The 22,858-nt window shown below is 63.1% G+C and carries 24 protein-coding genes; 3 read left to right on the top strand and 21 right to left on the bottom strand.

Translation table 11 applies throughout. From position 1 onward, the window contains the following. Positions 1 to 2: 2 nt before the first annotated feature. Both xdhA and uraH read right to left on the bottom strand, forming a co-directional pair. On the bottom strand, positions 3 to 1,487 hold the full coding sequence (gene xdhA, locus shn_RS20615; RefSeq protein WP_064332064.1) for a xanthine dehydrogenase small subunit: 1,485 nt from the start codon (positions 1,485 to 1,487) through the stop codon (positions 3 to 5). A 3-nt stretch (positions 1,488 to 1,490) separates the two neighbouring features. Further along, entirely contained in the window at positions 1,491 to 1,856 is a 366-nt protein-coding gene (gene uraH / locus shn_RS20610) for a hydroxyisourate hydrolase (RefSeq protein ID WP_064332063.1), read from the bottom strand. 162 nt (positions 1,857 to 2,018) lie between these two features. Here uraH and puuE point away from each other — a divergent pair, with 162 nt between their 5' ends. The 3 genes from puuE to shn_RS20600 are packed head-to-tail and all read left to right on the top strand — an operon-like array spanning position 2,019 to position 4,302. Further along, on the top strand, positions 2,019 to 3,437 hold the full coding sequence (gene puuE / locus shn_RS20605; protein WP_064332062.1) for an allantoinase PuuE: 1,419 nt from the start codon (positions 2,019 to 2,021) through the stop codon (positions 3,435 to 3,437). Positions 3,438 to 3,494: 57 nt separating this feature from the next. Beyond that, positions 3,495 to 3,938, top strand: a complete 444-nt coding sequence (locus shn_RS37625; RefSeq protein WP_084438206.1) for a hypothetical protein — start codon at positions 3,495 to 3,497, stop codon at positions 3,936 to 3,938. Continuing rightward, a complete protein-coding gene (locus tag shn_RS20600; RefSeq protein WP_371328610.1) occupies positions 3,826 to 4,302 on the top strand; it encodes an ureidoglycolate lyase in 477 nt (158 codons plus the stop codon). Before shn_RS37625 ends, shn_RS20600 begins: the two co-directional genes overlap by 113 nt. 226 nt (positions 4,303 to 4,528) lie before the next feature. Here the strand turns inward: shn_RS20600 and shn_RS20595 are convergent, their stop codons facing one another. The 19 genes from shn_RS20595 to fabI all read right to left on the bottom strand — a co-directional run bounded on the left by shn_RS20595 (position 4,529) and on the right by fabI (position 22,856). Then, entirely contained in the window at positions 4,529 to 5,821 is a 1,293-nt protein-coding gene (locus tag shn_RS20595) for an NCS2 family permease (protein ID WP_064332060.1), read from the bottom strand. Positions 5,822 to 6,119: 298 nt separating this feature from the next. After that, on the bottom strand, positions 6,120 to 6,578 hold the full coding sequence (locus shn_RS20590; RefSeq protein WP_064332059.1) for a YbaK/EbsC family protein: 459 nt from the start codon (positions 6,576 to 6,578) through the stop codon (positions 6,120 to 6,122). Positions 6,579 to 6,650: 72 nt separating this feature from the next. After that, positions 6,651 to 8,048 (bottom strand): DUF2793 domain-containing protein, encoded by a 1,398-nt coding sequence (locus shn_RS20585; RefSeq protein ID WP_064332058.1) that lies wholly within the window; start codon positions 8,046 to 8,048, stop codon positions 6,651 to 6,653. A 164-nt stretch (positions 8,049 to 8,212) separates the two neighbouring features. After that, positions 8,213 to 9,292, bottom strand: coding sequence for an IS5/IS1182 family transposase (locus tag shn_RS20580; protein WP_064328982.1), 1,080 nt, complete (start codon positions 9,290 to 9,292; stop codon positions 8,213 to 8,215). Positions 9,293 to 9,728: 436 nt separating this feature from the next. After that, the gene (locus shn_RS20575) at positions 9,729 to 10,697 is read right to left on the bottom strand and encodes a calcium/sodium antiporter (protein WP_009450478.1); all 969 of its coding nucleotides are present in this window, start codon (positions 10,695 to 10,697) and stop codon (positions 9,729 to 9,731) included. Between the two features lie 70 nt (positions 10,698 to 10,767). Then, positions 10,768 to 11,430, bottom strand: a complete 663-nt coding sequence (locus shn_RS20570; RefSeq protein WP_009450479.1) for a nitroreductase family protein — start codon at positions 11,428 to 11,430, stop codon at positions 10,768 to 10,770. Between the two features lie 31 nt (positions 11,431 to 11,461). Then, positions 11,462 to 11,857, bottom strand: coding sequence for a CBS domain-containing protein (locus shn_RS20565; RefSeq protein WP_009450480.1), 396 nt, complete (start codon positions 11,855 to 11,857; stop codon positions 11,462 to 11,464). Positions 11,858 to 12,019: 162 nt separating this feature from the next. Next, positions 12,020 to 12,994: an FAD:protein FMN transferase gene (locus shn_RS20560; RefSeq protein ID WP_009450481.1), complete on the bottom strand. Its 975-nt coding sequence runs from the start codon at positions 12,992 to 12,994 to the stop codon at positions 12,020 to 12,022. A 4-nt stretch (positions 12,995 to 12,998) separates the two neighbouring features. Continuing rightward, positions 12,999 to 14,219 (bottom strand): NADH:ubiquinone reductase (Na(+)-transporting) subunit F, encoded by a 1,221-nt coding sequence (nqrF, locus tag shn_RS20555; protein ID WP_009450482.1) that lies wholly within the window; start codon positions 14,217 to 14,219, stop codon positions 12,999 to 13,001. Continuing rightward, the gene (nqrE, locus tag shn_RS20550; RefSeq protein WP_009450483.1) at positions 14,216 to 14,818 is read right to left on the bottom strand and encodes an NADH:ubiquinone reductase (Na(+)-transporting) subunit E; all 603 of its coding nucleotides are present in this window, start codon (positions 14,816 to 14,818) and stop codon (positions 14,216 to 14,218) included. The genes nqrF and nqrE overlap by 4 nt, the downstream gene beginning before the upstream one ends. Next, on the bottom strand, positions 14,815 to 15,474 hold the full coding sequence (locus shn_RS20545) for an NADH:ubiquinone reductase (Na(+)-transporting) subunit D (RefSeq protein WP_009450484.1): 660 nt from the start codon (positions 15,472 to 15,474) through the stop codon (positions 14,815 to 14,817). Before shn_RS20545 ends, nqrE begins: the two co-directional genes overlap by 4 nt. Continuing rightward, a complete protein-coding gene (gene nqrC, locus shn_RS20540; RefSeq protein ID WP_009450485.1) occupies positions 15,471 to 16,289 on the bottom strand; it encodes an NADH:ubiquinone reductase (Na(+)-transporting) subunit C in 819 nt (272 codons plus the stop codon). The genes shn_RS20545 and nqrC overlap by 4 nt, the downstream gene beginning before the upstream one ends. Further along, on the bottom strand, positions 16,282 to 17,088 hold the full coding sequence (locus shn_RS20535) for an RnfABCDGE type electron transport complex subunit D (protein WP_009450486.1): 807 nt from the start codon (positions 17,086 to 17,088) through the stop codon (positions 16,282 to 16,284). Before shn_RS20535 ends, nqrC begins: the two co-directional genes overlap by 8 nt. Next, on the bottom strand, positions 17,085 to 18,332 hold the full coding sequence (locus shn_RS20530) for a Na+-translocating NADH-quinone reductase subunit A (protein ID WP_009450487.1): 1,248 nt from the start codon (positions 18,330 to 18,332) through the stop codon (positions 17,085 to 17,087). The genes shn_RS20535 and shn_RS20530 overlap by 4 nt, the downstream gene beginning before the upstream one ends. A gap of 71 nt (positions 18,333 to 18,403) precedes the next feature. Then, positions 18,404 to 18,934 (bottom strand): DUF1269 domain-containing protein, encoded by a 531-nt coding sequence (locus shn_RS20525; RefSeq protein WP_009450488.1) that lies wholly within the window; start codon positions 18,932 to 18,934, stop codon positions 18,404 to 18,406. A 76-nt stretch (positions 18,935 to 19,010) separates the two neighbouring features. Next, on the bottom strand, positions 19,011 to 19,859 hold the full coding sequence (locus tag shn_RS20520) for a universal stress protein (protein WP_009450489.1): 849 nt from the start codon (positions 19,857 to 19,859) through the stop codon (positions 19,011 to 19,013). A gap of 350 nt (positions 19,860 to 20,209) precedes the next feature. Next, positions 20,210 to 20,797, bottom strand: a complete 588-nt coding sequence (locus shn_RS20515) for an HdeD family acid-resistance protein (RefSeq protein WP_009450490.1) — start codon at positions 20,795 to 20,797, stop codon at positions 20,210 to 20,212. Positions 20,798 to 20,845: 48 nt separating this feature from the next. After that, complete coding sequence (locus shn_RS20510) at positions 20,846 to 21,964, bottom strand: alpha/beta hydrolase (RefSeq protein ID WP_009450491.1); 1,119 nt, start codon at positions 21,962 to 21,964, stop codon at positions 20,846 to 20,848. Positions 21,965 to 22,082: 118 nt separating this feature from the next. After that, positions 22,083 to 22,856: an enoyl-ACP reductase FabI gene (fabI, locus tag shn_RS20505; protein ID WP_009450492.1), complete on the bottom strand. Its 774-nt coding sequence runs from the start codon at positions 22,854 to 22,856 to the stop codon at positions 22,083 to 22,085. Positions 22,857 to 22,858: the final 2 nt, after the last annotated feature.

The following is a 22,858-nucleotide window of genomic DNA, read 5'->3' as shown; positions in this document are numbered from 1 at the left end:
GCTTACGCAGCCTCGTATCTGGACACCTGCGCAGGCTGTGCGCTGGTCGTCGTTTCCACATAGAACCGCAAGAGCAGGTTCCTGGCCACCAGCGCGCGGTATTCCGCGGTCGCGCGCATGTCGGTCAGCGGCGTATAGTCCTCGGCATATTTCGCCATGGCCGCTTCCACCGTCGCCTCGGTCCAGCTCTGGCCGAGCAGCGCCTTCTCGACGGCAAAGGCGCGCTTCGGCGTCGCCGCCATGCCGCCATAGGCGATGGTGATGGCGGCGACCGTGCCGTCGGCGGCAAGCGCCAGGCGGAAGGCGCCGAGCGTTGCGGTGATGTCCTCGTCCCGGCGCTTGGTCACCTTGTAGACGGCGAACTTTTCCGTCGCGGGAGGAACGGGCACCGCGAGAGATTCCACGAATTCGCCGGGCTGGCGGTCCTGCTTGCCATAGGCGATGAAGAAATCCTCGAGCGGGATGGTGCGCCGTTCCGCGCCCTTGCGCAAGGTCACCGATGCGCCGAGCGCGATCAGCGCCGGCGGCGTGTCGCCGATCGGCGAGCCGTTGGCGATATTGCCGCCGATCGTGCCCATGTTGCGCACCTGCTGGCCGCCGATGCGGGTGATGAGCGGGCCAAGCGCCGGAATGTACCGCGAAAGCGTCGCGATGGCCTCGGTATAGGTAACGCCCGCGCCGAGGGCGATCACGTCGTCCTTCACCGTGATCGCCTTCATCTCCTGAAGGCCGGCGATGAAGACGACCGGCGTGATGTCGCGCATGTGCTTGGTGACCCAGAGGCCGACATCGGTGGAGCCGGCCACCACCGTGGCGGCGGGTTCGGCCTCCAGCACGGCGGCGAAATCATCGAGGTTCGCCGGCACGACGAACCGCTTCTTGCCCTCGCCGATCTCGACGCGCGCGCCGTCGGCAAGCGCCTTGAGGCGCGTGATCATCGCCTGACGTTCGGCAAGGAGCGGATCCTTCTCCGTGCCGCCATAGCTGGAAATGGCGCGGGCGGCGCGCAGGATCGGCTCGTAGCCGGTGCAGCGACAGAGATTGCCCTGCAGCGCCGTCTCGATCTCCTGATCGGTCGGGTTCGGCAACTGCATCCACAGCGCATAGAGCGACATGACGAAGCCCGGCGTGCAGAAGCCGCATTGCGAGCCGTGATAATCCACCATGGCCTGCTGCACGGGGTGCAGGCGGCCGTCGCTGGCGGCGAGATGCTCGACGGTGACGACATGACAGCCGTCCAGCGAGCCGAGGAAGCGGATGCAGGCATTGACGCCCTCGTAGACAAGGCCGCCCTCAGGCGTCAGCCGGCCCACCAGCACCGTGCAGGCGCCGCAGTCGCCCTCGGCGCACCCTTCCTTGGTGCCCTTGAGCAGGCGCGCGAGGCGCAGCCAGTCGAGCAGCGTCTGGTCCGGCGCGACGTCGCTGAGCGCGACGTCGCGGCCATTGAGGATGAAGTGCAGTTCCGAGCGGATCGTGGCGGCCGCCATGGCTTAGCTCCCGCGGTAGGTGGAATAGCTGAAGGGCGAGACGAGCAACGGTACATGGTAGTGCGCGCCCTCGTCGGCAAGGCCGAAGCGAATGGGGATGATGTCGAGGAACATCGGGCCATCCCCCGTGCGGCCGAGATAGTCGCCGGCGTGGAAGCGCAGCTCGTAGGTGCCGGCCTTCATCGTCTCGCCGGCCAAGAGCGGCGCATCGCAGCGGCCGTCGTCGTTCGTCTCGGTGGTCTTGAGAAGGTGCAGCGTGTCGCCCTCCACCCTGTAGAGATCGATGCGCAGGCCTTCCGCCGGCTTGCCGCGCGCCGTATCCAGCACATGGGTCGTGAGGCGGCCGGCCCCTTGCGAATGCGTTTGCATGTTTTTCCTCCTGAACACAGCGCTCCTACAATCACTATCCTCCAGCCGCTTGCCACTGAAAAGCAGCAGGATCGTTCGAGACTTTCAAAATTTCCGTAGGGAATGGCACCGGCGATTTGCGGTTAGAAATTCCGCATCGAAAACGTTTGGAGGAGCGTTCCCATGCGATATTGCCGTGACATGCACGGATATGGGCAGACACCGCCGGCGGCCCGGTGGCCGGGCGAGGCGCGTGTCGCCGTGCAGTTCGTGCTGAACTACGAAGAGGGCGGCGAGAACTGCGTGCTGCATGGCGATGCGGCATCCGAGGCCTTTCTCTCCGAGATCGTCGGCGCCGCCCAATGGCCGGGCCAGCGCCACTGGAACATGGAATCGATCTACGAATACGGCGCGCGCGCCGGCTTCTGGCGCCTGCACCGGCTTTTGACGGAAAAGAACGTGCCCGTCACGGTCTACGGCGTCGCCACCGCGCTCCGCCGCTCGCCCGCCCAGGTGGCCGCGATGCTGGAGGCCGGCTGGGAAATCGCCTCGCATGGCCTCAAATGGGTCGAGCACAAGGACATGACGGCGGAGGACGAACGCGCCGCCATCGCCGAGGCGATCCGCCTGCACACGCTCGTCACCGGCGAGCGGCCGCGTGGCTGGTATACCGGCCGCTGTTCGGTGAACACCGTCGACCTCGTCGCCGAGGCGGGCGGCTTCGCCTATATTTCCGACACCTATTCCGACGACCTGCCCTACTGGTACGAGCATGGCGGCCGGCAGCAGCTCATCATCCCCTATACGCTCGACGCCAACGACATGCGTTTCGCGACGCCCCAGGGCTTCAACAGCGGCGACCAGTTCTTCAGCTACCTGAAGGACAGCTTCGATGCGCTCTATGCGGAAGGCGCCAAGGGTAGCCCGAAGATGATGAGCATCGGCCTGCATTGCCGCCTGATCGGCCGGCCCGGCCGCGTCATGGCGCTCGCCCGCTTCATCGACTATGTGCAGAGCCACGAGAAGGTCTGGATCGCGCGGCGCGTCGATATCGCCGAGCACTGGGCGAAGACCCACCCGCCGCAGCCGCCGGCCGAGCGCCCCTCGCAGATGACCGAAGAGGCCTTCGTCGCGCGTTTCGGCGGCGTGTTCGAACATTCCGACTGGGTCGCCCGCCGTGCCTTCGCCGACGAACTTTCGCCGGCAAACGACACGGCGACCGGCCTTGCCGCCGCCCTCACCTTCCAGTTCCGCGCGGCCAGCGATGCCGAACGGCTTCGCGTGCTCGTCGCCCACCCGGACCTTGCCGGCAAGCTGGCCCAGGCGAAACGCCTTACCGCGAGCTCCACCGAGGAACAGGCCTCCGCCGGCCTCGACGCGCTGACCGACGCGGAGCGCGCCCGCTTCACCGAACTGAACGAGGCCTATGTGAGGAAATTCGGCTTCCCGTTCATCATCGCCGTGCGCGACAACACGAAGGCCAGCATCCTCGCCGCCTTCAAGGCCCGCATCGGCAACGACCGCGACACCGAGCTCGCCACCGCCTGCCGGCAGGTGGAGCGCATCGCGCTGCTGCGGCTCAAAGCCATGCTGCCGGCCTGAGAGCGGGATTTTCGAACGAACAGTACGCGGCCCCCCAGCGCTTGCTCGTGTCCGGCCGTGGCATCGATATGGACGACGATCGAAAGCATCGTCGCCGATACCGCCCGTTTCAAGGGCGACGACCCGGATGCCTGCTCCCTGCAGGCCGCCGACCTGACGGGCACGACGGGGGACCTCCCCACCCTTGTCACCGCCCCGTCGATGTTCTGGCAGGAGATCCTGCCCGAGCAGAAACTCGCCGCCGACCGCATCCACGGGTTCGACGGCGATCTCGTGAAACAACGGGCGGGTGCCGTGGCGCATGTCCGCCTGAACATCCATCCGGACGGCGGCATCGGCCGCCTGCGTGTTTTGGCCATCCGGCCGAGGGAGGAAAGACATGAAGACCATCGAGATCAAGCCGCTCACCCGCGAGGCCTTCGCGCCCTTCGGCCAGGTGATCGAGCAGGAGGGCGCGCACAGTTTTCCGATCAATGCGGGAAAATGCACCCGCTACCATGACCTTGCAAATATCGAGACGACGGGCGAGAAGGCCCGGCCGATGATCAGCCTCCTGCGCGGCGAGCCCTATCCGCTGCCGCTGGAGCTGACGATGGTGGAGCGCCACCCGCTCGGCAGCCAGGCCTTCATTCCGCTCGGCGACGCCTCCTTCCTCGTCGTCGTCGCCGAGGAGACGGAGAACGGCCCCGCCGAGCCGATCGCCTTCCGCACCGCGCCCGGCCAGGGCGTCAATATCGGCCGCAATGTCTGGCACGGCATCCTGACGCCGCTCGACACGGTCTCGGATTTCGCCGTGGTGGACCGCGGCGGCGAGGGCGTGAACCTCGAGGAGCATTTCTACGCCGAACCTTTCCTGATCCGCTGATCCACCACCGGGATCACGGATCCGCCGGCCCGCCTCCACGGGCCGGCTTTTTGCATGCCTTGATACGTTTTCCTGTCAATTGAATCCCGCCGCATGCGCCATCTCGACATCCCCCGCGGCAAGCGAACCGGAATGGCAGGCCTGGCTCGACGCCATCGCCCGATCCTGAAAACGAAAACGGGCCGCGCTCATCACGCGGCCCGTTTCCTGTCGAAGGTCGATCCCCTTATTCCGCGAAGAAGGCGAAGCGGATGATGAAGAGGGCGGCGACGATCGCCGTTGCCGGGTGGATCTGCTTCCACCTGCCGGTGAAGAACTTCAGCACGACATAGCTGACGAAACCGAAGGCAAGGCCGTTGGCGATCGAATAGGTGAAGGGCATGGCGAGCGCGGTCAGCGCCGCCGGGGCCGCTTCCGTCAGGTCCTCCCACTCGATTTCCGTCAGTTCGCGCATCATCAGGCCGGCGACATAGAGCAGGGCCGGTGCCGTCGCATAGCTCGGCACGGAGCCGGCGAGCGGCGAGATGAAGAGGGCGGCGAGGAAGAGGATGGCGACGGTGAAGGCGGTAAGGCCGGTGCGCCCGCCCGCCTGCACGCCCGAGGCGCTTTCGACATAGGCCGTGGTGCTGCTGGTGCCGATCAGCGAGCCGGCGACGATCGCCGTGCTGTCGGCCAGGAGCGCGCGGCCGAGACGGCTCTTCTTACCTTCCTGGATGAGGTTGGCACGCTTGGCGACGCCGATCAGCGTGCCGGTCGCATCGAACACTTCCACGAGCACGAAGACGAGGATGACATGCAGCAGGCCGCCATGCAGCGCGCCCATGATGTCGAGCTGCAGGAAGGTCGGCATGATCGACGGCGGGGCGGAGACGAGGCCGCGGAACTCGCTGACGCCGAAGATCCAGGAGAGGACCGTGACGGCGAGGATGCCGATCAGGATCGCGCCTTTGACGCGCAGCGCATCGAGCACGGCGATGATGAAGAAGCCGAGGATGGCGAGCAGCGGGCCGGTCTGCTTGAGGTCGCCGAGGCCGACGAGCGTCGCCGGATTGTCGACGACGATGCCGGAGCTCTTCAGGGCGATGATGCCGAGGAAGAGACCGATACCGGCGGCGATCGCGCTCCTCAGCGAATGCGGGATGCCGGCAATCAGCCAGCTACGCACGCCGGTCACCGTCAGGATGACGAAGATGATGCCGGAAATGAACACCGCACCCAGCGCCTGCTGCCAGGTGAAGCCGAGCGCCGCCACGACCGTGAAGGCGAAGAAGGCGTTGAGGCCCATGCCGGGCGCCATGCCGATCGGCCAGTTGGCGACGGTCGCCATGACCATGGAGCCGAGCGCGGCAGCAAGACAGGTCGCGACGAAGACGGCGTCCCTGTCCATGCCCGTGGTCGACAGGATGTCCGGATTGACGAAGATGATATAGGACATGGTGAGGAAGGTCGTCAGACCCGCGATCACCTCGGTGCGCACGGTGGTGCCGTGCTCACGCAGCTTGAAAAGCCGTTCGAACATGTTTTCTCCCCCTGGCGTGCGCTTGACGGCGCCGCCGTGCAAAACTTCCGGGTCAAGTTACTCCTCCAGCGACCCGGGACCTGGCCGACGCTCCGCCATGCGAACCGCCTGCCTCGCGGATGTCTCCGCGCCCGCGCGCCGCTGTCCGCCGGAAGCCGGCCGCGGTTGATCACAGTTTCGTCATATTGCTTGTTCGAGCGGAATTACGCCAGCGGGGCATTTCCCCGGATTTTCGCGAAACTCTTTCACGATTTTCCTGACGGGCGGCCCGCTTTTCCGGGAAAGCAAGGGGATTCCGTCACTCGCAGACGTCGACCCATTCGCCCTTGACCAGCGCCGCCATGCGTTCGGGCGCAATGCGCACCGCCGCATTCGTCGCGCCCGCCGCCGGAACGACCTCCTCGAAGGGTTTCAGCGAGACGTCGCAGTAGACAGGCACCGGGGCGGGCAGACCGAACGGGCAGACGCCGCCGACCGGGTGGGAGGTGATGGCCAGCACCTGTTCGGCATCGAGCATGCGCGGCTTTGCGGCGAAGCGGTCCTTGAACTTGCGGTTGCTGAGCCGCGCCGTGCCGGCCGCGACCAGAAGCACGATCTCCTCGCCGACACGCAGGCAGATCGTCTTGGCGATCTGTTCCGGCGCAACCCCATGCGCTGCGGCGGCAAGCGGCACGGTCGCAGAGCTTTGCTCGGTGACAAGCACCGCGATTTCGGGGGCGTTTTCGGAGAAGAAGGTACGGACGGATTCGAGCGACATGCCTTTTCATAACCAGTCCGGCGGCTCCTGCGCAAGAGCCGCCGGCAAAGCGATGCATGCTATGCTTCCGGCTCAGGCATAGATGCCGCCGGTCGGATTGGTGCCGGCGACGGAGCCCGGCAGGAAGGTCGCCGCCTTGCCGAAGGTGTTGATGACGCCGTTCGTTTCGGCGATGTAGCGCCCGCCGGTCGCCGTGCCTGATATCGTCGGATTGGAGAGCGCCACCGTGCCGCAGCAGCTGGCGGCGATGAACTGCGTGAAGGCCGGGTTTCCCGTCAGCGTGAAGGTGCGGTTCGCACCCGAAAGATGGCCCCTCCCGATGTTCATGTGCCGCCGGGCGCCGCCGGTGATCGTGTAGTTGTCCTCGAGCACGATCTGGCAGGGATTGTCGCAGAAGATATGATCGGCATTCGCGCCGACCGCGCCGAACTCGACCTTGCCGAGGCGCAAGTGGACGCCGTTGCCGACCGACAGTGCATGGATCAGGTCCGTGGCGACGGCGATCCGCACCCCGGTGACCCGCACCTGGGCGCCGTTGCGGAAGCTCAGCCCGGATGTCAGCACCACCGAGGCCGGCGTCGCCTCGTTGCCCTTGATGACGAGCGTGCCGCCGCCGATCAGCGGCCGCAGGACGCTCGCACCGGCATAGGTGCCGTTGGCGATCTCGATGGTCACGTAATAGTAGGCGCAATCGAGGTTGTGCGCCTCGTCAATCGCCTTCTGGATGGTCGCAAAGGGTGCGCCCGGCGTCAGCCCGTTGTTGCCGTCGCTTCCGGTCGTTGCGACATGGTAGGTCCGGTGATCCGTCAGCTGGGGCCGGAGGCCGACGACGCCGGCGGGAAAGGTCACCTGCCCCGTCGCCGGATCGACGACCATGGCGTCATGGAAGGCAGCGCCGTCCGGGCTCACCTTGACGCGGAAGGCATCGCTGCCGGCAAGCCCCATTTCGGCGCGCCCCGACCATCCGGACTGGAAGAGCAGCGTTGCGCTATCCCCGGTGGTTGCCTTGTTGATCTTGAGCTGATGGCCGGCTCCCTCGTGGGTGAGAAGCGTGGCCGGGGCGGCGACGGCCAGGCGGTTCGTCGCATCCGCCGTGGTATTGACGCCGACCTGACTCGGAATGGCGACATTGACGGCGGCAAGGACCCACTCGCCCTCGTCGAAGGCGAGCAGGCGGTTTTCATCGAGGGCATAGGCGAGCCAGCCGGGGCGCGGCGTATAGAAGGTCCAGATCCCGTCCTGCCACGCCGCCACGGCCTTTGCCTGCCCCGTCCAGGCCCCCGTGGCCGCCGCCGGCACGATATGACGCTCGCCCGGCTCGGGGATTACCGGCGGACTTGTCGCGCTGCGACTTTTGACGGCGAGGTGGAGCAACGCATCGACGGCCCTGATGGCCTCGTTGTGGGTGACGTGTTTCTGGGCTTGAGCGGCAGAGATATAGGGGAGGTCGAGATTTTCGGATGTGTCCATGGCGTGCGTTTCCAGCTGGACACCCGCAAAAACCCTTTGATTTTGGCGCCAGAACGGGCGGTTTGACCGTGACGAGGATATAGTCGCCCTGATCGGGACCATTTCGGCTGATTTTGGTGGGTTCGGTTCCCGGTTTCGGCGGCTTCGCCGAATCCCGGACAGATTCAGGCCATGGCGCGTCGGCGTTCGTGGAAGATCAGGCGGTCGAAGTTGTAGGCCAGGTTGGCAAGGGCCAGTTTCGCCTCTGCGCGGGCAAGGCCGATGGTGCGGATGAACAGGCCGAACCTGTTCTTCTGATGGGCAAACACATGCTCGACATGAGCGCGGATTGAGGACTTCTGCGCATTGGCCCGTGCCGTCGCCCTCGGCATCGGTTTGCCCATGGGCTTCTTGCGATGGATGCGGCTGGTCAGCATCCTGTCGCCGAGCCACTTCTCGTTGCTTTGCGAGCGATAGGCGCTGTCGGCCCAGACCTCGGAACCGGTGTTGTCGGTGCTGATGACCCGCCTGAGAAGACGTCCATCGGCCGTCGATGCCGAGGTCACCGCCATCGACCGGATGAACCCATAGCGGCGATCAATGCCGATATGGGATTTGTAGCCAAACACCGGCAAGGCGATCATCGGCAGCGGCGTTCCGTCTTCCCGATACCGCACCTTGCCGCCGATCTTCAGTGTCCAGCGCGCATCGGTGTCCTTCTGGGCCGCCTTGTTCGGTTCATCGGGCCAGATCTCTTCGGCCGACTTGCCCGCCTTGATAGCCTCCCGTTCTCTATCGGTGTTGCGCTGCTTGGGCGCCGGCACCAGCGAGGCGTCGACAATCTGCCCCGACATCGGGATGTAGCCCTTCTTCTGGAGTTGCCAGTCGAAGGCCTTCATCACCCGCTTCAGCGTCCCCGTCTCGGTCATGCGGTTGCGGAAATGCCGGATGGTGTTCTCGTCCGGAGTGCGATCCCCCAGCGATAGTCCCAGGAAGCGCATCCAACTCAGCCGGTCCCGGATCATGAATTCCATGCGGGCGTCCGACAGGTTGTGCTGCGCCTGAAGAATCAGCGCCTTGAACATCATGACGGGGTCAAAAGGTGGTCTTCCACCCTTGGAACCGTCGCCGTATCCCAGTCCCTCGATCAGCCAGGTCCGGAAATACTCGAAATCCACCGTCTCCTGCAGAACCTCGAGCGGATCGCCCTCCTTGCTCAGGGCCTTAAGGTGATCGTTCAGGCTGAACAGTGACTGCGGGTCCATGACGGCGCTCCATCTTTGCTCGCCGCCAGTGAATCATTCCGCCGCCGCTAACGCCACGGGTTTTTGCGGGTGTCCAGCTGTTGTTCCTGGAGCATTATAAGGCCGCAGGATTAGGCGGGGAAAACGGGGGGGGTGCCGGGCAGGCGAGCCCTGGCACCGACATCAAAAAGCCCCGCGACATTTCTGTCTGCGGGGCTTTTTGATAAGTCACATAAATTCTGGTTGCGGGGGCAGGATCTAATCTTCACTTGCGCCCCGAGCAAGTAAAGATGGTTGCGGGGACGGGCAGCCATCATAACTTGCTCTTCGAAACAGCTGCATAACCTACTCGTGGGTGACCTATTGCGCGCTGTATCCGTCAATTTTTCGAACGGAAGCGACAACCTTCGCGGAGCAAATCGATGCGTCCAGTTTCATTACCCTGCCTGCGCCAGAGTTAAGTCCGAGCGAGCATAAGGTAGGCGAAGTAAGCTATGTAGCAACCGACAAATGCTGCCCCTTCGGCCCGCGACAGAGTTCTGCCCGTGAGGAAGGCTGGAACGCAAAGCACAGTTGCCGCAGCCATAACAGGAATGTCGACGGCGATGAGCGTTCTTTCCACGGTGATCGCTTCGCTCGGAACCAGCATCGTCAGCCCAAGAATGACTGCAATATTATAGACACTGCTGCCCAAAAGATTGCCTACCGCGATCTCGCGCTCATTGCGTACGGTCGAGACGATTGTCGTGATCAGTTCAGGGCTCGATGTGCCGATTGCAACTATGGTCAGTCCGATAAGAGCTTCGGAGACCTCCAACCTGCGAGCAAGATCGGAGGATCCCCATACGAGCCAATCCGCGCCTATTGTGATGACCGCAATACCACCAATCATGACGGCGACGTTCAACCATCCGCTCCGCGGAGCGTCGCGCATCGGGCGTGGCAGGACTGGCAACTCTTTGTCGGGTGGCGAACTTCTTAAGCGCGCGCTTCGAACGACCAGGACGATATAGCCGATACCACCAAGCAGGAACACAAGGCCCTCGGCTCTCGACAGATAACCATCAGCTGCAAACACCCAGAACGCCAGTGCGGCGGCTATCATTGCAGGGAGTTCAAGCCCAACGGAGACCGGTTCCAAAACAACGGGCCGAGCGATAGCACATAGTCCAAGGATGAACAGCAGACCGAAGGTGTTGGTGCCGGCGATGTTCCCGACGACCAACCCTCCTTCTCCCGTCAACGCGGCATTGATGCCCACCGCCAGCTCAGGTGTGCTTGTCCCGATCGCAACAAATGTGAGCCCGATGACGAGCGGGGATATGCTCAGCCGGCGCGCGAGCGTCGACCCGCTGCGCACCAGTATATCCGCTCCGCCGACCAAAGCGAGGAGGCCAAGCGCGCACCAGAGAATTGCGGCCGTCAAGGCTTGTGTCTCTGCAGAAGCACCGGATATGCGGCAAGGCCTGCATGCCGCTCTATGACCACGCTCCGGATCAGCCGATTTCGCCTAAGGGCTGGATATATGTCACCGAAAGATGATCCGGGAACTTCAGCGCTGTTTTAATAGCTTCGCGGTCCACCGTACCGAGGAGGCATGTGCCGAGCCCTTCGGCAGCGCAGAACAGATAGACGTTCTGGGCCATGATGGCTGAGTTGACGCGTGCGGCGATAACCAGTTCTTCGGGCGCAGACTTGGCCAGGTCACCGGCGGCAGCGGCAAGTTTCTCGGCATCAGAGACATAGATCAGCACCACGGGCGCCCTGCGTACGAAAGCCGTGGGGCTGACATCCGCGCGAATATCTGTATCGGCCACTTTGTTGAGAGCGTTTGCCACGGGGTCGTAGAGACTGACGCCATCTTCCAGCGCGACGTAGATATCGACGTTCTTCGCACCGTGCCAGGCGGGCGCTGTGCGTCCATCACCGTCCGCGCGGTTGACACCATTGGCCGCCCACAGTGCTTCGAGCACCTTTTCGCGCGCAACGTCACCACGCCCGAAGCGCTTGGTAGAGCGGCGCTGTTTCAGGGCTTCCTGCACGGAGACGGTTGCAGCGCCGCCGGAGGCCACCTGCGCATTGGCTGTCCCGACGATACCTGCGGACGCTGCCGCACTGGTTCCTGCGAGAAACAATCTTCTGGAGAGCTGTCGTGTCATGATATCGGTCCTTTTCTTTTCCGGGGCTTTGTTATGTCCACTGCCGTGAAAGGGCGTTGAGGACGTCGGTACGGCTGATCTGGCCGACAAGTCGGCCATGGCGGGTGACGGGGAACCGCCGGTACGAGCTTGCGACAAAGCGCTCACACGCTTCGACGATGTCGATACCCGCATCGAGCGTCTCGAGTTCGGTGCTCATATAGTCGGCGACACTGCCACCCCATTGTTTGTAGTAGGAGGCGTTGAGTGCGGCCTTCAGGCAATCGCGTTTGGACAGAACGCCGACGAGATCGCCGGCGCCGTCGATGACGCATGCACCCGACACGCCGTTTTGCATGAGCACGGACACGGCCCGTACTATCTCCATGTCCGGCGTTAGCGTGATCAGGTCCGTGCGCATATGATCGGCGACCGTGTCGAGTTTCATGTCCCGCTTCCTTCGGATCGTTCGCAAGCATGGCATTTGCCGCCGCAGGCCGCGCCGCCGCACGATCCCTTGAGCGGTGCGCGGCCGGCAAAAAGGCCGGCGGCCAGCGCGAGCATGGCAAGCCCGGTCAGAAGAACAGCGGCGAAAATGGTCTGCATGGCTTTATGCCCTCCCCTGGTCGATGAACAACCTGTTGGCTCTGGCCTTAAGACCTCCCGCCTCGCGAAGCAGATAAAGCGCGGGCAGACGGTTGGCGGAGGCGAATGCAAGGCCGCCTTCAGGACCCATTACCAGAAGGGCGGTCGCAAACGCGTCGGCCTCCAGCGCTGTCGGGGCCAGAACGGAAACCGAGGCGACGCTGTTGCGAACCGGCTCTCCGGTTGCGGGATCGATCGTATGACTGTAGCGGCGGCCCGCGATCTCATAGGCATTGATCGCATCGCCCGAGGTCGCCATCGCCACGCCTGTCAGGGGAAGCGTCGTGTGGACACCGGTGCGAAGCGGGTCCGCAATGCCGACGCGCCATGGACGGCCGTCAGGGCGCGCACCGAAACCATAGACTTCGCCACCCACCTCGATCAGGAAACTCGGCAGCCCTTGATCTCTCAGGTGTCCTGCAAGCCGGTCGACGGCGTAGCCCTTGGCTATGCCGCACAGATCGAGCGAAAGTTCCGGCTCTGCTTTGGAGAGGCCTTCGGCACTGACGGCAAAAGCGGTGTAGCGACCGGACCGCCCGGCAGCGATCGGCCCGAAACCGTAACGATGGACAGCGGGCCCGACGGCCGGATCGAACGCGCCGCCGGTCAATCGCGCAATCTCGAGTGCCTTGCTAGCAACCGTCCGAAGCGGCTCGGAGGCTGCGAACGGTGTGATTTCCGAACGGCTGTTGAAGCGCGAAAGCTCCGAACCCGCACGAAACGGGCTCATCGAATGATCGATCCCGGCCAGTAAGTGCCGGAGATCCGCGCCAATCTTGCGGGCATCGGCATCGGCCGGAACGGTGACCTGCCATCGTGTGCCGAAAGCGCGCCCGGAGATGCGCGTGAGATCATCGGCACCGGCTCGGGCCAAAGACGGCAAGGACATCAGTCCGGCCAGGGCTCCCAGTCCAAATACGATCTCGCGCCTTGTCGTCATGCTCCTAGATCCCGAAATCGTCATTGAAGATGCTCTCGCTCTCCACACCGCATTCATCGAGCATCGCGTAGATGGCCTCGATCATGAGCGGAGGGCCGCACAGATAATATTCGCAGTCCTCCGGCGCCGGGTGATCCTTCAGATAGGCGCGGAAGACGACATCATGGACAAAGCCTAACTCACCGTCCCAGGGGTCGTTTCTGGCTGGTTCGGAGAGGGCTGGCACCCAGCGGAAGTTCTCATGACGCCGGGCAAGCTCGTCGAATTCGTCGGCGTAGAACAGTTCGCCACGGCTTCGCGCGCCGTACCAGAAGCTGATCTTGCGGCGGCTTCCCTGACGCTCGAGCATGTCCGTTATGATGGCGCGCAAGGGCGCCATGCCGACGCCGCCGCCGATAAACACCATCTCGCGCCCGGTATCCTGCGCCCCGAAGTGACCATACGGGCCCGCCACTTCGATCGGGTCGCCCTCGCGCAGACCGAACAGCCATGACGAGACGATGCCGGGAGGTGCATGCGGTTTGGCTGGCGGTGGCGTGGCCAGACGGATGTTGAGCACGATCATGCCGACATCCTTGGGTCGGCTGGCAACCGAATAGGCGCGAGAGACGGGCTGAGGGCTTTGCGACGAGAGCTTGTCAATTCCGAGTTTTTTCCATTCGGCGGCATGCTGCGGTTCAAGCGCGATGCCGGAGAAGTCGAGACGATAGGCCGGTGCGGTGACCTGCACGAAATTGCCCGCACGAAAGTCGAATTCCGCGCCCTCCGGCAAGGCGAGCACGATTTCCTTGATCAAAGGCGTGACACTGCGCGACGATGCCACGCGGCAGTTCATCGTGGTGATGCCGAGCACCTCGTCCGGGACGGTGACGGCGAGGTCGTTTCGCACCACGATCTGGCAGGCGAGCCGCATTCCAGCCCGAACGTCGGCAGGAGAAAGCCGGGCGCGTTCCGTCGGCAACGGCTCTCCCGTACCCGTGACGCCGCTGACGCGGCACAGGCCGCACGTTCCCGCGCCGGCGCAGCCCGAGGGCACGGCGATGCCGTTGGAATTCAAAATATCGAGAAGCTTGAAATTCGCCAGAGCGCCAATCTCACGCCCGCCGTTAACGGTGACCGCCACGGGTCGCGACGGCAGCAGATACTCCCGAACCTTATGGACAACGGCTGCCAGCGCGACGAGCAGCAAGGAAATGAAGCCGATGCCGAGCAGGATCTCCGTCATAGCACGCGCACTCCCACAAAGGCGGAGAACGCCATGGACAGGAGACCGGTGACGATGAAAGCAATGCCGAGGCCCTGCAATCCTTCGGGGACATTGGCATAGCGCAGCCTCTCGCGGATCGCCGCGAGCGCGACGATGGCCAGCGCCCAGCCGATCCCGGTGCCGATCCCATAGACCGTGCTTTCAGTGAGATCATATTGCCGCTCGACCATGAACAGACTGCCGCCGATAATGGCGCAGTTGATGGCGAGCAGCGGCAGGTAGATGCCAAGCGCGCCGTAGAGGGCGGGCACGTAACGATCGAGCAGCATCTCGATGATCTGCACCATCGCCGCGACGATGCCGATGAAGGTGATCAGCCGCATGAAACCGAGATCGACATCCGGCAGCCCCATCCACGCGAGCGCCCCGGCACTCAGGATATAGGCGTGCAGCAGGTAGTTCACCGGCACGCTGAGCGATTGCACGACGATCATCGCAACACCCACGCCGAAGGCTGTTTCCACGCGCTTGGAGACGGCGAGGAAGGTGCACATGCCGAGGAAGAAGGACAGCGCGAGGTTTTCTTCGAAAATGGAGCGCTGGAACAGTTCGATCATGTCTCAGTCGTCCTTTGCTGCTCGCGCAACTCGAATTCAGGCGCTTCCCTCTGGCCCCGGCGCAGGCTGCGAACAGCCCAGACCAGAAGGCCAAGGATGATGAATGCGCTCGGCGCGAGCAGCATAAGACGGAGTGGCTGGTACCAGCCACCGTCGGCCACGAGTGGCAGCAGGCCGACGCCGAACAGGCTTCCGGCGCCGAACAACTCGCGGATGGCGGCGACAGTGAGCAGCACCAGGCTGTAGCCGAGTGCATTGCCGACGCCATCCACGATGCTGGGAACGACCGGATTGTGCAGCGCATAGGCTTCGGTGCGCCCGAGCACGATGCAGTTCGTGGCAATCAACGAGACAAACACCGTCAGCCGCTGGCTCATCTCATAGGCAAAAGCCTGCAACATCTGGTCGGCGACGATGACCAGCGAGGCGATGATGGTGATCTGCAGGATGATGCGCACGGAGGACGGGATGTGTCGGCGGATGGCGCTGATGACGCCTGCCGACAGGCCGAGCACGACGGTCAGGGCGATCGACATGGTGAGAGCGGTGGACATCGATGTCGTGACCGCCAGTGCCGAGCAGATGCCGAGGATATGGACGGTGACGGGGTTCTTGTCGATGAGCGGATCTGTCAGGTTGCGGAAAGGGATAGTCATTCGATCTCGCCTTTCTTCAGCCTGTCGAGAAACGGCCCGAAGCCGTGCTCGCCCATCCAGAATTCGAGCATGTCCGAGATCGCATAGCTCGTGACGCTGGCGCCGGAGATGCCGTCGACTTCATTGGGGCCGCTGGCATTGCCGCGCACCACGGAAATGGCGAAATCGCCATCGTCGAAGATGCGCTTGCCTGCCCATTGCGCCTGCCAACCGTCCTCGGCGACGCGGGCGCCGAGGCCGGGCGTCTCACCCTGCTCATAAACCGTGAAGGCGGCAACGGTGTCGAGATCGGCCTCCAGCGCCAGATAGGCCCGGATGGTCGACTGGTAGCCGGCGCCGCGGACCGGAAGCACAACGAGCGCCAGTTCCTCGCCGCGGCGCAGAAGATAGACAAGCGCGTGGTTTTCGCGGCGGCTGAGACCAGCGAGGTCGTCAGCGCGCGGCAGGGCCGAACTTCGCTCTGCGTCCGCCGCCGCCGCTCGCTGATCGAAGCTTCCCGGATCGACATCGGCGGCGACCGTTCCGCTTGCGAGGTCGATGACGAGCGTTTCGACGCCGCTTGCGCCAGATTCCTTCAATATCTCCCCGATGCCCGGAACGTTTTCCAGCATCTGCACCATGCGGCCCTGTTGCTGGGCGACGATATTGGCCTGCTGGATCGGCCGCAGGACGACCGCTGCGATGGAGACGGTAAAGCCGCAGCCAATGGCCACCAGAAGCGACATGCCGATCGTCTTGACGCCATCGGTGTTCGGACGGTTCAGAAAGCGGCGCCACATGCCCGGGCGCGGGCTGGGAGGACGAGCGTCAGCCATGTCGCCTTGCCCTCCGCCTTACATGGATCGCCACGACCACGTAATCGATCAATGGTGCGAAAATGCTGCTCATCAGGATCGCGAAGATCGCGGCTCCAAAAGTCGATCCGGCCTGCGAGAACAGGCCGATGAGCACGCCGGTCAGAATGCCCTGTGCAAAACGACCTGGATTTGTCGTGCAGGAACATACAGGATCTGCCGCCAGAAAGAGGATCGCGCAGCCGATCGCACCCGAAAGCAGGTTGACCGACGGATCGCTTCCCTGCGCCCAAACCATGAGGGCCATCGTGCAGTAGGCCGCAAGCAGCAATCGCCATGACGCCTGGCCGCTGAGGAGCAGGAGAACCAAAGCCGGAAGCAATGCCGCCAGAGGAATGTTTGGCCCGGCTCGATAGTCGATTTCAGTGAAGGAGAACATCACGAAGGCAAGGGCGGCGACGGCAGGATGCACGAAATTGCGCCCGCGCCCACCGAACACCTGTTCGGCGATCACCACGCCGAAGCTGACGCCCAAAGCGAGCTGCCAGAGCGGCGCATCGGCCGGGACAAGAAGGGCGATCAGCGTGGCGGCGACAATACCGTCAAGTCCCGGCCTGAGACCCCGGACACGTGTGAAGACATGCTGCCACGCAAGGGTCAGGCTGACAGAGATCAGCAGCCGCGCTGCGAACTGTTCCGTATCTGCGACAAGCGCGGACACGACCGGGACGATCACGCCGAGCAGCGCGGGCGTGGCGCTGTCGGACAACAAGGTGCGGCCGACGCGGCCCGCCTGCAGGTCATGGAAGAAGGCGATCATATCGCTTCCTCCAACTCATCGAGCGTCGCACGCAACAGGGCGCCATAATCCGTGCCCGACCCGTCGACATGGCTCAGGAGCGCCAGATCCTCTTCCACAAGTTCCAGCGCACCAAGTTTCGCGGCGGTTTCCACATCGCCCGTGCTGATGGCGCGCAGGAACGGCGCGGGCAGGATCCCGCAAGGCGCGGCCCGTTCATGAACGGCATTGGGAATGAGCGGCGCCGGAAATTGCTCGTTGAATGAGGTCAGGTAGCGCATGAGAAAGGAGCGCCGGAGCGGATGCCTGTGTGGGATGGCGGTGGCCTGCACGTCATAACGCCGCAGGAAATGCTCGACCGTTCCGCCGAGCGGAGAGCCCGAAAGCAACTGAACCGAGGGACCGGTGAGCGAGGCGCCGAAAAGATCTTTCAGATTCGCGCCTGCGGGAGCGACAACGAGGCGCGGACTGCACGTCCCCGGTCCGGTCAGCGCAACGACGCGCCGTGTCCATATCCGGCCCGTATCGAGCAGGCATCCCAGCGCGATTACGTCCTGATAGCCGATGTGCCAAACCATCCTGTTTACACCGACAGGATTGAGATGATGGATATGGGTTCCAACCAGACCCGCCGGATGCCTGCCCGCGAAACAGACAGCCTTGACGGCTTCGGGAACGGCCGGGGAGGCATCGGCCCCGTGACAGACGTAAACGGGACCGTCGGTCAGGTGACGCAGCGCCTCCGCGCCGAGACGAAACCATGATTCGAAGCGCCTTATGACGGGGGCCGGATCACCTGCGAGCGGCGCGGTATCGGTGGCTGTTACGAAAATCGCATCAGGAGCCTGCCGGGGATCGGCGAGCCGACCGAATGGCCGGGTGCGAAATGACTGCCAGCAACCGCTTTGGAGCAGGAGCGACTGCATGGTCATGCGATCTGGCCGTGAGGGCCTGTCGAATTCGACGGCGGCTTCGTCCTCGACGTCGATAATAATGGAATCGAGGCTTCTACGCGCGCCGCGCGAGATTGCGCGGATTGTTCCAGCAACAGGGGCTGTAAACGTCAGATGAGGGCGGTGACGATCCGTAAACAGCCGCTCGCCGGCTCGCACGGCTTGTCCGATCGCGACATCGATAACCGGGCGCAGGCGCGGGTAATCTTCTCCCATAAGCGCAACCGAGCGAGCCACGACCGCATCTTCAATCGTGTCTATCGGCTTGCCTTCCCATCGAAGATCGATCCCGCCCCTGATATGTACCTGCAAAAAATACCCCTCCCACGTAAGCGATGCTGGACGTTTCCCTTCCCGATCGGACATCAACCGGGCGTGGCCACCTAGGCGTTGCCTGACCCGGTTACATTTTCGGACAAGGCGATCCTCAGCTTCTCTTCCTGCTCTGGCGACAGGGACGTCTTGAGAACTCGACCACGCAGGCCTTCGAACTCCGCCAGCACCTTTTCCGGCTGGACCTTGCGGACAAGAACGAACAGCGCAGACGAATTGCTTGGAATGGTCTCGCCCAGAGACTTGATGAACGTATCGTCGATGCCATAGTCGGCAAGGGAGCCGGACAAGGCGCCGACACCCGCTCCCGTCAGGCCGCCAATGGCGATGCCGGCAAGCGGATTGAGAAAGAGCAGGCCCACAAGGCCGCCCCAGATCGTTCCCGAGAGAAGGCCCGATGTGGCGCCGAGAGCCGCCAGGTTAAGGCTCTGCTTGAGATGGACCTTGCCTTCGCCGTCACGAACGACGACGACGGCATCTTCCAGATCGACCAGATATTCTTTTCTGAGAGCAGCGAGCTTGAGAAGCACCTTGTCGGCTTCATCAACCGTATCGAAACCGACGACGACCAGATCGGACATGTTTTCTTCTCCTGTGTTGTAATCTCTTTTTGCCGACGGCCTGCGGGGCCCACCCACCCTGTTGGACGATCACGTCTTATCGCGAAAGAAAGATCGGGATTTTCGGATTGGCCAGAATGGTGCGTGTTGCGCTGCCGAAAACGAACTCGGTGATCCGGGACTGCCCATAGGCGCCCATGACCACCAGGTCGGCGCCAACCTCTTCCGCGCGCGACAGGATCAGATCACCGGCATTGCTGCCTTCCAGGCGGTCAAGCGTCACCCTGATCCCATGGCGCGCGAGATGGAGAGAGATATCGCTTCCGGGGTCCTCCCCCAGAAGCCGCGCGACCTTGGGCTCGGGAACAACGACGACGTGGACGGCGCGAGCGGTGGCCAGGAACGCCATCGAATCGGCAATGGCGCGGGCCGCTTCCCGGCTGGCATTCCATCCAACCACGATCGTCTCGGGCACGGCGCCATCGCTTTGCCAGAATGTGGGCAAAAGGATCGAAGGGCGACCGGAGGCGAAGATGATATCCTCCGAGACGGTGAGAGCCGTCTCAGCGCGGTCCGGGTCACGCCCCGTTCCGACGATCGCCAAGGCTGCGTGGCGGGCGTGCAGCATCAGCGCCTCGCCCGTTTCACCGGAACATATGCGAAGCTCGCAATTCACGCCGGTAGCGGACGCTACATCCGAAAGGAGCCCCCGCAGCTGCTCTTCGGCGTCATGCCGGCGCCCTTCGAAGGAGGTTATCATGCTGTTGATCGCCTGCCCTCGGGCGAAGCCATGGGAGGGAGTGGCGATTAAATCTTCCGGCACGAAGGCCACAACGACATGCGCATCCCATGCGCTTGCGAGTGAGACAGCATAATCAATATAAACCCGACAAACAGAAACATCGGCTGTATCGATATAAACGACAATATCTTTTGGCGTCTTCATTCCCCCCCTCGTCACCAAACATCAGCTTTACCCTAATGAACATACTCCGTGAGTCAACAGCTGATGATTGAGAGGGCGAAAATCCTTTTTCTTGTGCCTCACGATTGTGTCAGGGAGTCCGGCGGGCCAGCGTTCAGCCTTACCGTGTGCGGGGACGGTGGGCCGCAGGGTCGTTCTGAGGCGTGATTTCATTCGGGGCTGTGTTTTCCCCTTCCGGCGCGGATCTGGTCTCGTCTGTCTTTTTCAGGGCGCGGCTTGGAGAGAGTTCGTGCTGTTGCATCCGGCGTTTCTTTCGGACCTCCACGGTGAACGGTGTTGTTTGCTTCATTGTCGTTTCCAACCTCCGGTTCTTATTCGTGATTGCGGTCGATCCTGAGGGACCGTCGCAGCGCGAGCGCCAATGCGCTCAGGGCACAGCCGGTCACCATGACGTCGATCGCCAGCAGTGCGCCGATGATCCACAAACTGTTGACCGGCCAGCCCGCAAGGATGACAAGTGCAACAAGCACCGTCGCGGCGCCGGCCGCCGCGAGCCATAGCCAACCGGAAGCCGGGCGGATCGCCAGACCGGCGGCAGTCCTGACAATGCCTGCGACGAGCATGCTGAGAGCCATCAGTAGTGTCAGGAAAGTGGATGCCAGGACCGGGTTCCAGAATGTCATCACACCGGCCGCGACATAAAGCACACCGACAACGAGCAAACCGACAGTTTGGCCCCATCGCTTCATCTGAAATGCGAAGACGATATGCGCCGCACCCGCCAGTAGCATCGTGACACCGACAAAGAGGACGGAAACGACCGTGGCCAGCAACAGGTTGGAGAGGGCGACAAGAGCTATCAACACGAGCACGATGCCGGCGACCAGCAGCCATCGCCATCGCGATCGCAACAGTTGCAGGTCGGCGGCGTCGAGGCTTGCGGTGTAATTGAATATCATAAGTATTCTCCTGCGATAGTTGCGTGAAGAAAGCTGCTTCGCGTCGTGTCAGTTTCCGCCGACGATCTTGCCGGCAAGGACAAACGGGCTGGAAAGGACCGCGCCAGCCGAATTGAATACAAACGCTCCGGCTTGCCTGAGATTTCGGGGGTCGCTCGTTCCATCCCGGCCCGAAAGCTTCGGATAGTAGGCAGCGAGACCGACGAAACGATTGTGGCGGAAGCTGTCTGAGGCCTCGATATCCGATATATCGATCACCTGCACATTCGCCCTGCGCGCCGCCTCCTCGATTTTCGGATCCGTCACGTCAATCCTGCCCAGGCGCTGACGTTCTGTGGATAGAAATTCCGAGACCTTCAGCGCCCTGTCATCCTTGGAAACAAGGATTGTCATCGGCGGGTTCAGTGTCCCGATCGTCGCAAGCTGTGCCTGGAACACGTCGACATCGATATCGGGCGCCGCAAGCACGACCTGCAGTCGACGGATCGCCGCGTCCTTGCCGGTAAGCCGCAGTTGGCGCACGGCTTCCGTCGTCAGCCATCCCCCCATGCTGTGGCCGACGAGCGTGATGGGACCCTGGGTCTGTTTGCGCGCCAGGGTGCTGAGCAGATCCGCCAACTGGTCCCGCGAGAACGTCACCGCGTCCTTGTCGGCGACGTAGCCGCTCAAAGCGCCTTCGGACGGCCAGGCAAACAGGATCGGGGCGGCATCGACGCCGGCGTCAGCTGTCATCTGGGCTATGCGATACACGGCCTCGGTGAAATTGGTGTTGTAGCCATGCACGAACACGCCGACACTCGGCGGTTTGCCGTTGTGTTTACGCGTGACTTCCGCCTCGAATGTCGCCGCGTCGAGAATGTGCTGGTCGACGGTGACAAAATCCGTCTTCGGGTTCGGCTTCGATTTCGGCCATTCGACATTGCCCGTCTTGTGACCTGGCGGGATGGAGACCCTGTAGCGGATATAGCTAACCTCGCGGCTACGACCCGACGTGTAGATACCGTTCTCATCACGCTTGCGCGTGGTCGCCACATAAACCGTCGTGAGCTTGGCCCCCGGAACGGCTTCGGCCCTCTGGGCGAGCAGTTCCGGGCCGGGGCGGCCGGCACAGGCTGCAAGCAGGCTTGTGAGAAGAAGTAGCGTAAGGCGTAGACTGAATTCACGCATTGACTGAACCGATTTCTTACTTATGCATTCGAAGCATCGCGCTCTCGATATGACAGAGTTCACCCTGTCGCCGCGCGAGCGGCGACCCCGACTTAGTTTGCATCAGCCCGCCTTCTGGCTAGGCCGTGATGTGGAAACCGTTGTCGGCGTATACCACCGACCCCGACAGAGGCGTTGCCGCCTCGCTTGCCAGGAATGCGGCGATACGCCCAACCTCAGCGATGCTCACGAGGCGTCGCGATGGTGTTCTCTCACGCACCGTGTCGATGAGCTCATCGAAACGCTCGATTCCGGAAGCTGCCCTGGTGGCGATCGGCCCGGTGGACAGGCAATGGACGCGGATGTCCCGCGCTGCGAGATCGGCGGCCAGGTAGCGTACGCTTGCTTCCAGGGCCGCCTTCACCGGTCCCATCAGATTGTAGTTGTCGACGACGCGCTCAGCCCCGAAAAAGCTGACGGTTATCAAGGATCCGCCTTCCTTCATCAGCGGGGCGGCGAGCCGCGCCATTCGGATAAAGGAATGGCACGATATATCCATGGCCTGCGCGAAACCGTCAGCGGAGCAGTTGACGATGCTCGTCTGCAAGTCCTGTCGTGGCGCGAAGGCGATCGAATGAAGCAAGAAATCGAGGCGGCCCCATTCATTTGCTATGGTGTCGAAAACCGCCTCGAGCTGCCCATCAATGCGAACGTCACAGGGCATGAACAGCGACGCGCCCAGGGCATCGGCGACCGGGCGTACGAACGGGACAGCCTTATCGTTGAGATAGGTGACCGCCAGATCGGCGCCGGCAGCCTTGAACGCGGTTGCACAGCCGGCTGCGATGGAGGAATCGTTGGCGATGCCGACGACGAGGCCACGTCTTCCGAATATATCAACGATCGCAGCCATCG

The organism is Shinella sp. HZN7, from assembly GCF_001652565.1.
GTDB classification, from domain to species: domain Bacteria; phylum Pseudomonadota; class Alphaproteobacteria; order Rhizobiales; family Rhizobiaceae; genus Shinella; species Shinella granuli.
Note: the sequence above shows the minus strand (reverse complement) of the source record. Positions and strands in the feature narration are given on the sequence as shown.

Excerpts from the sequence above, each read along its gene's own strand:
- xdhA (WP_064332064.1), bottom strand. The coding sequence starts at position 1,487 with ATGGCGGCCGCCACGATCCGCTCGGAACTGCACTTCATCCTCAATGGC.
- uraH (WP_064332063.1), bottom strand. The coding sequence starts at position 1,856 with ATGCAAACGCATTCGCAAGGGGCCGGCCGCCTCACGACCCATGTGCTG.
- puuE (WP_064332062.1), top strand. The coding sequence starts at position 2,019 with ATGCGATATTGCCGTGACATGCACGGATATGGGCAGACACCGCCGGCG.
- shn_RS20595 (WP_064332060.1), bottom strand. The coding sequence starts at position 5,821 with ATGTTCGAACGGCTTTTCAAGCTGCGTGAGCACGGCACCACCGTGCGC.
- shn_RS20590 (WP_064332059.1), bottom strand. The coding sequence starts at position 6,578 with ATGTCGCTCGAATCCGTCCGTACCTTCTTCTCCGAAAACGCCCCCGAA.
- shn_RS20585 (WP_064332058.1), bottom strand. The coding sequence starts at position 8,048 with ATGGACACATCCGAAAATCTCGACCTCCCCTATATCTCTGCCGCTCAA.
- shn_RS20580 (WP_064328982.1), bottom strand. The coding sequence starts at position 9,292 with ATGGACCCGCAGTCACTGTTCAGCCTGAACGATCACCTTAAGGCCCTG.
- shn_RS20570 (WP_009450479.1), bottom strand. The coding sequence starts at position 11,430 with ATGACACGACAGCTCTCCAGAAGATTGTTTCTCGCAGGAACCAGTGCG.
- shn_RS20565 (WP_009450480.1), bottom strand. The coding sequence starts at position 11,857 with ATGAAACTCGACACGGTCGCCGATCATATGCGCACGGACCTGATCACG.
- shn_RS20560 (WP_009450481.1), bottom strand. The coding sequence starts at position 12,994 with ATGACGACAAGGCGCGAGATCGTATTTGGACTGGGAGCCCTGGCCGGA.
- nqrF (WP_009450482.1), bottom strand. The coding sequence starts at position 14,219 with ATGACGGAGATCCTGCTCGGCATCGGCTTCATTTCCTTGCTGCTCGTC.
- nqrE (WP_009450483.1), bottom strand. The coding sequence starts at position 14,818 with ATGATCGAACTGTTCCAGCGCTCCATTTTCGAAGAAAACCTCGCGCTG.
- shn_RS20545 (WP_009450484.1), bottom strand. The coding sequence starts at position 15,474 with ATGACTATCCCTTTCCGCAACCTGACAGATCCGCTCATCGACAAGAAC.
- nqrC (WP_009450485.1), bottom strand. The coding sequence starts at position 16,289 with ATGGCTGACGCTCGTCCTCCCAGCCCGCGCCCGGGCATGTGGCGCCGC.
- shn_RS20535 (WP_009450486.1), bottom strand. The coding sequence starts at position 17,088 with ATGATCGCCTTCTTCCATGACCTGCAGGCGGGCCGCGTCGGCCGCACC.
- shn_RS20525 (WP_009450488.1), bottom strand. The coding sequence starts at position 18,934 with ATGTCCGATCTGGTCGTCGTCGGTTTCGATACGGTTGATGAAGCCGAC.
- shn_RS20520 (WP_009450489.1), bottom strand. The coding sequence starts at position 19,859 with ATGAAGACGCCAAAAGATATTGTCGTTTATATCGATACAGCCGATGTT.
- shn_RS20515 (WP_009450490.1), bottom strand. The coding sequence starts at position 20,797 with ATGATATTCAATTACACCGCAAGCCTCGACGCCGCCGACCTGCAACTG.
- shn_RS20510 (WP_009450491.1), bottom strand. The coding sequence starts at position 21,964 with ATGCGTGAATTCAGTCTACGCCTTACGCTACTTCTTCTCACAAGCCTG.
- fabI (WP_009450492.1), bottom strand. The coding sequence starts at position 22,856 with ATGGCTGCGATCGTTGATATATTCGGAAGACGTGGCCTCGTCGTCGGC.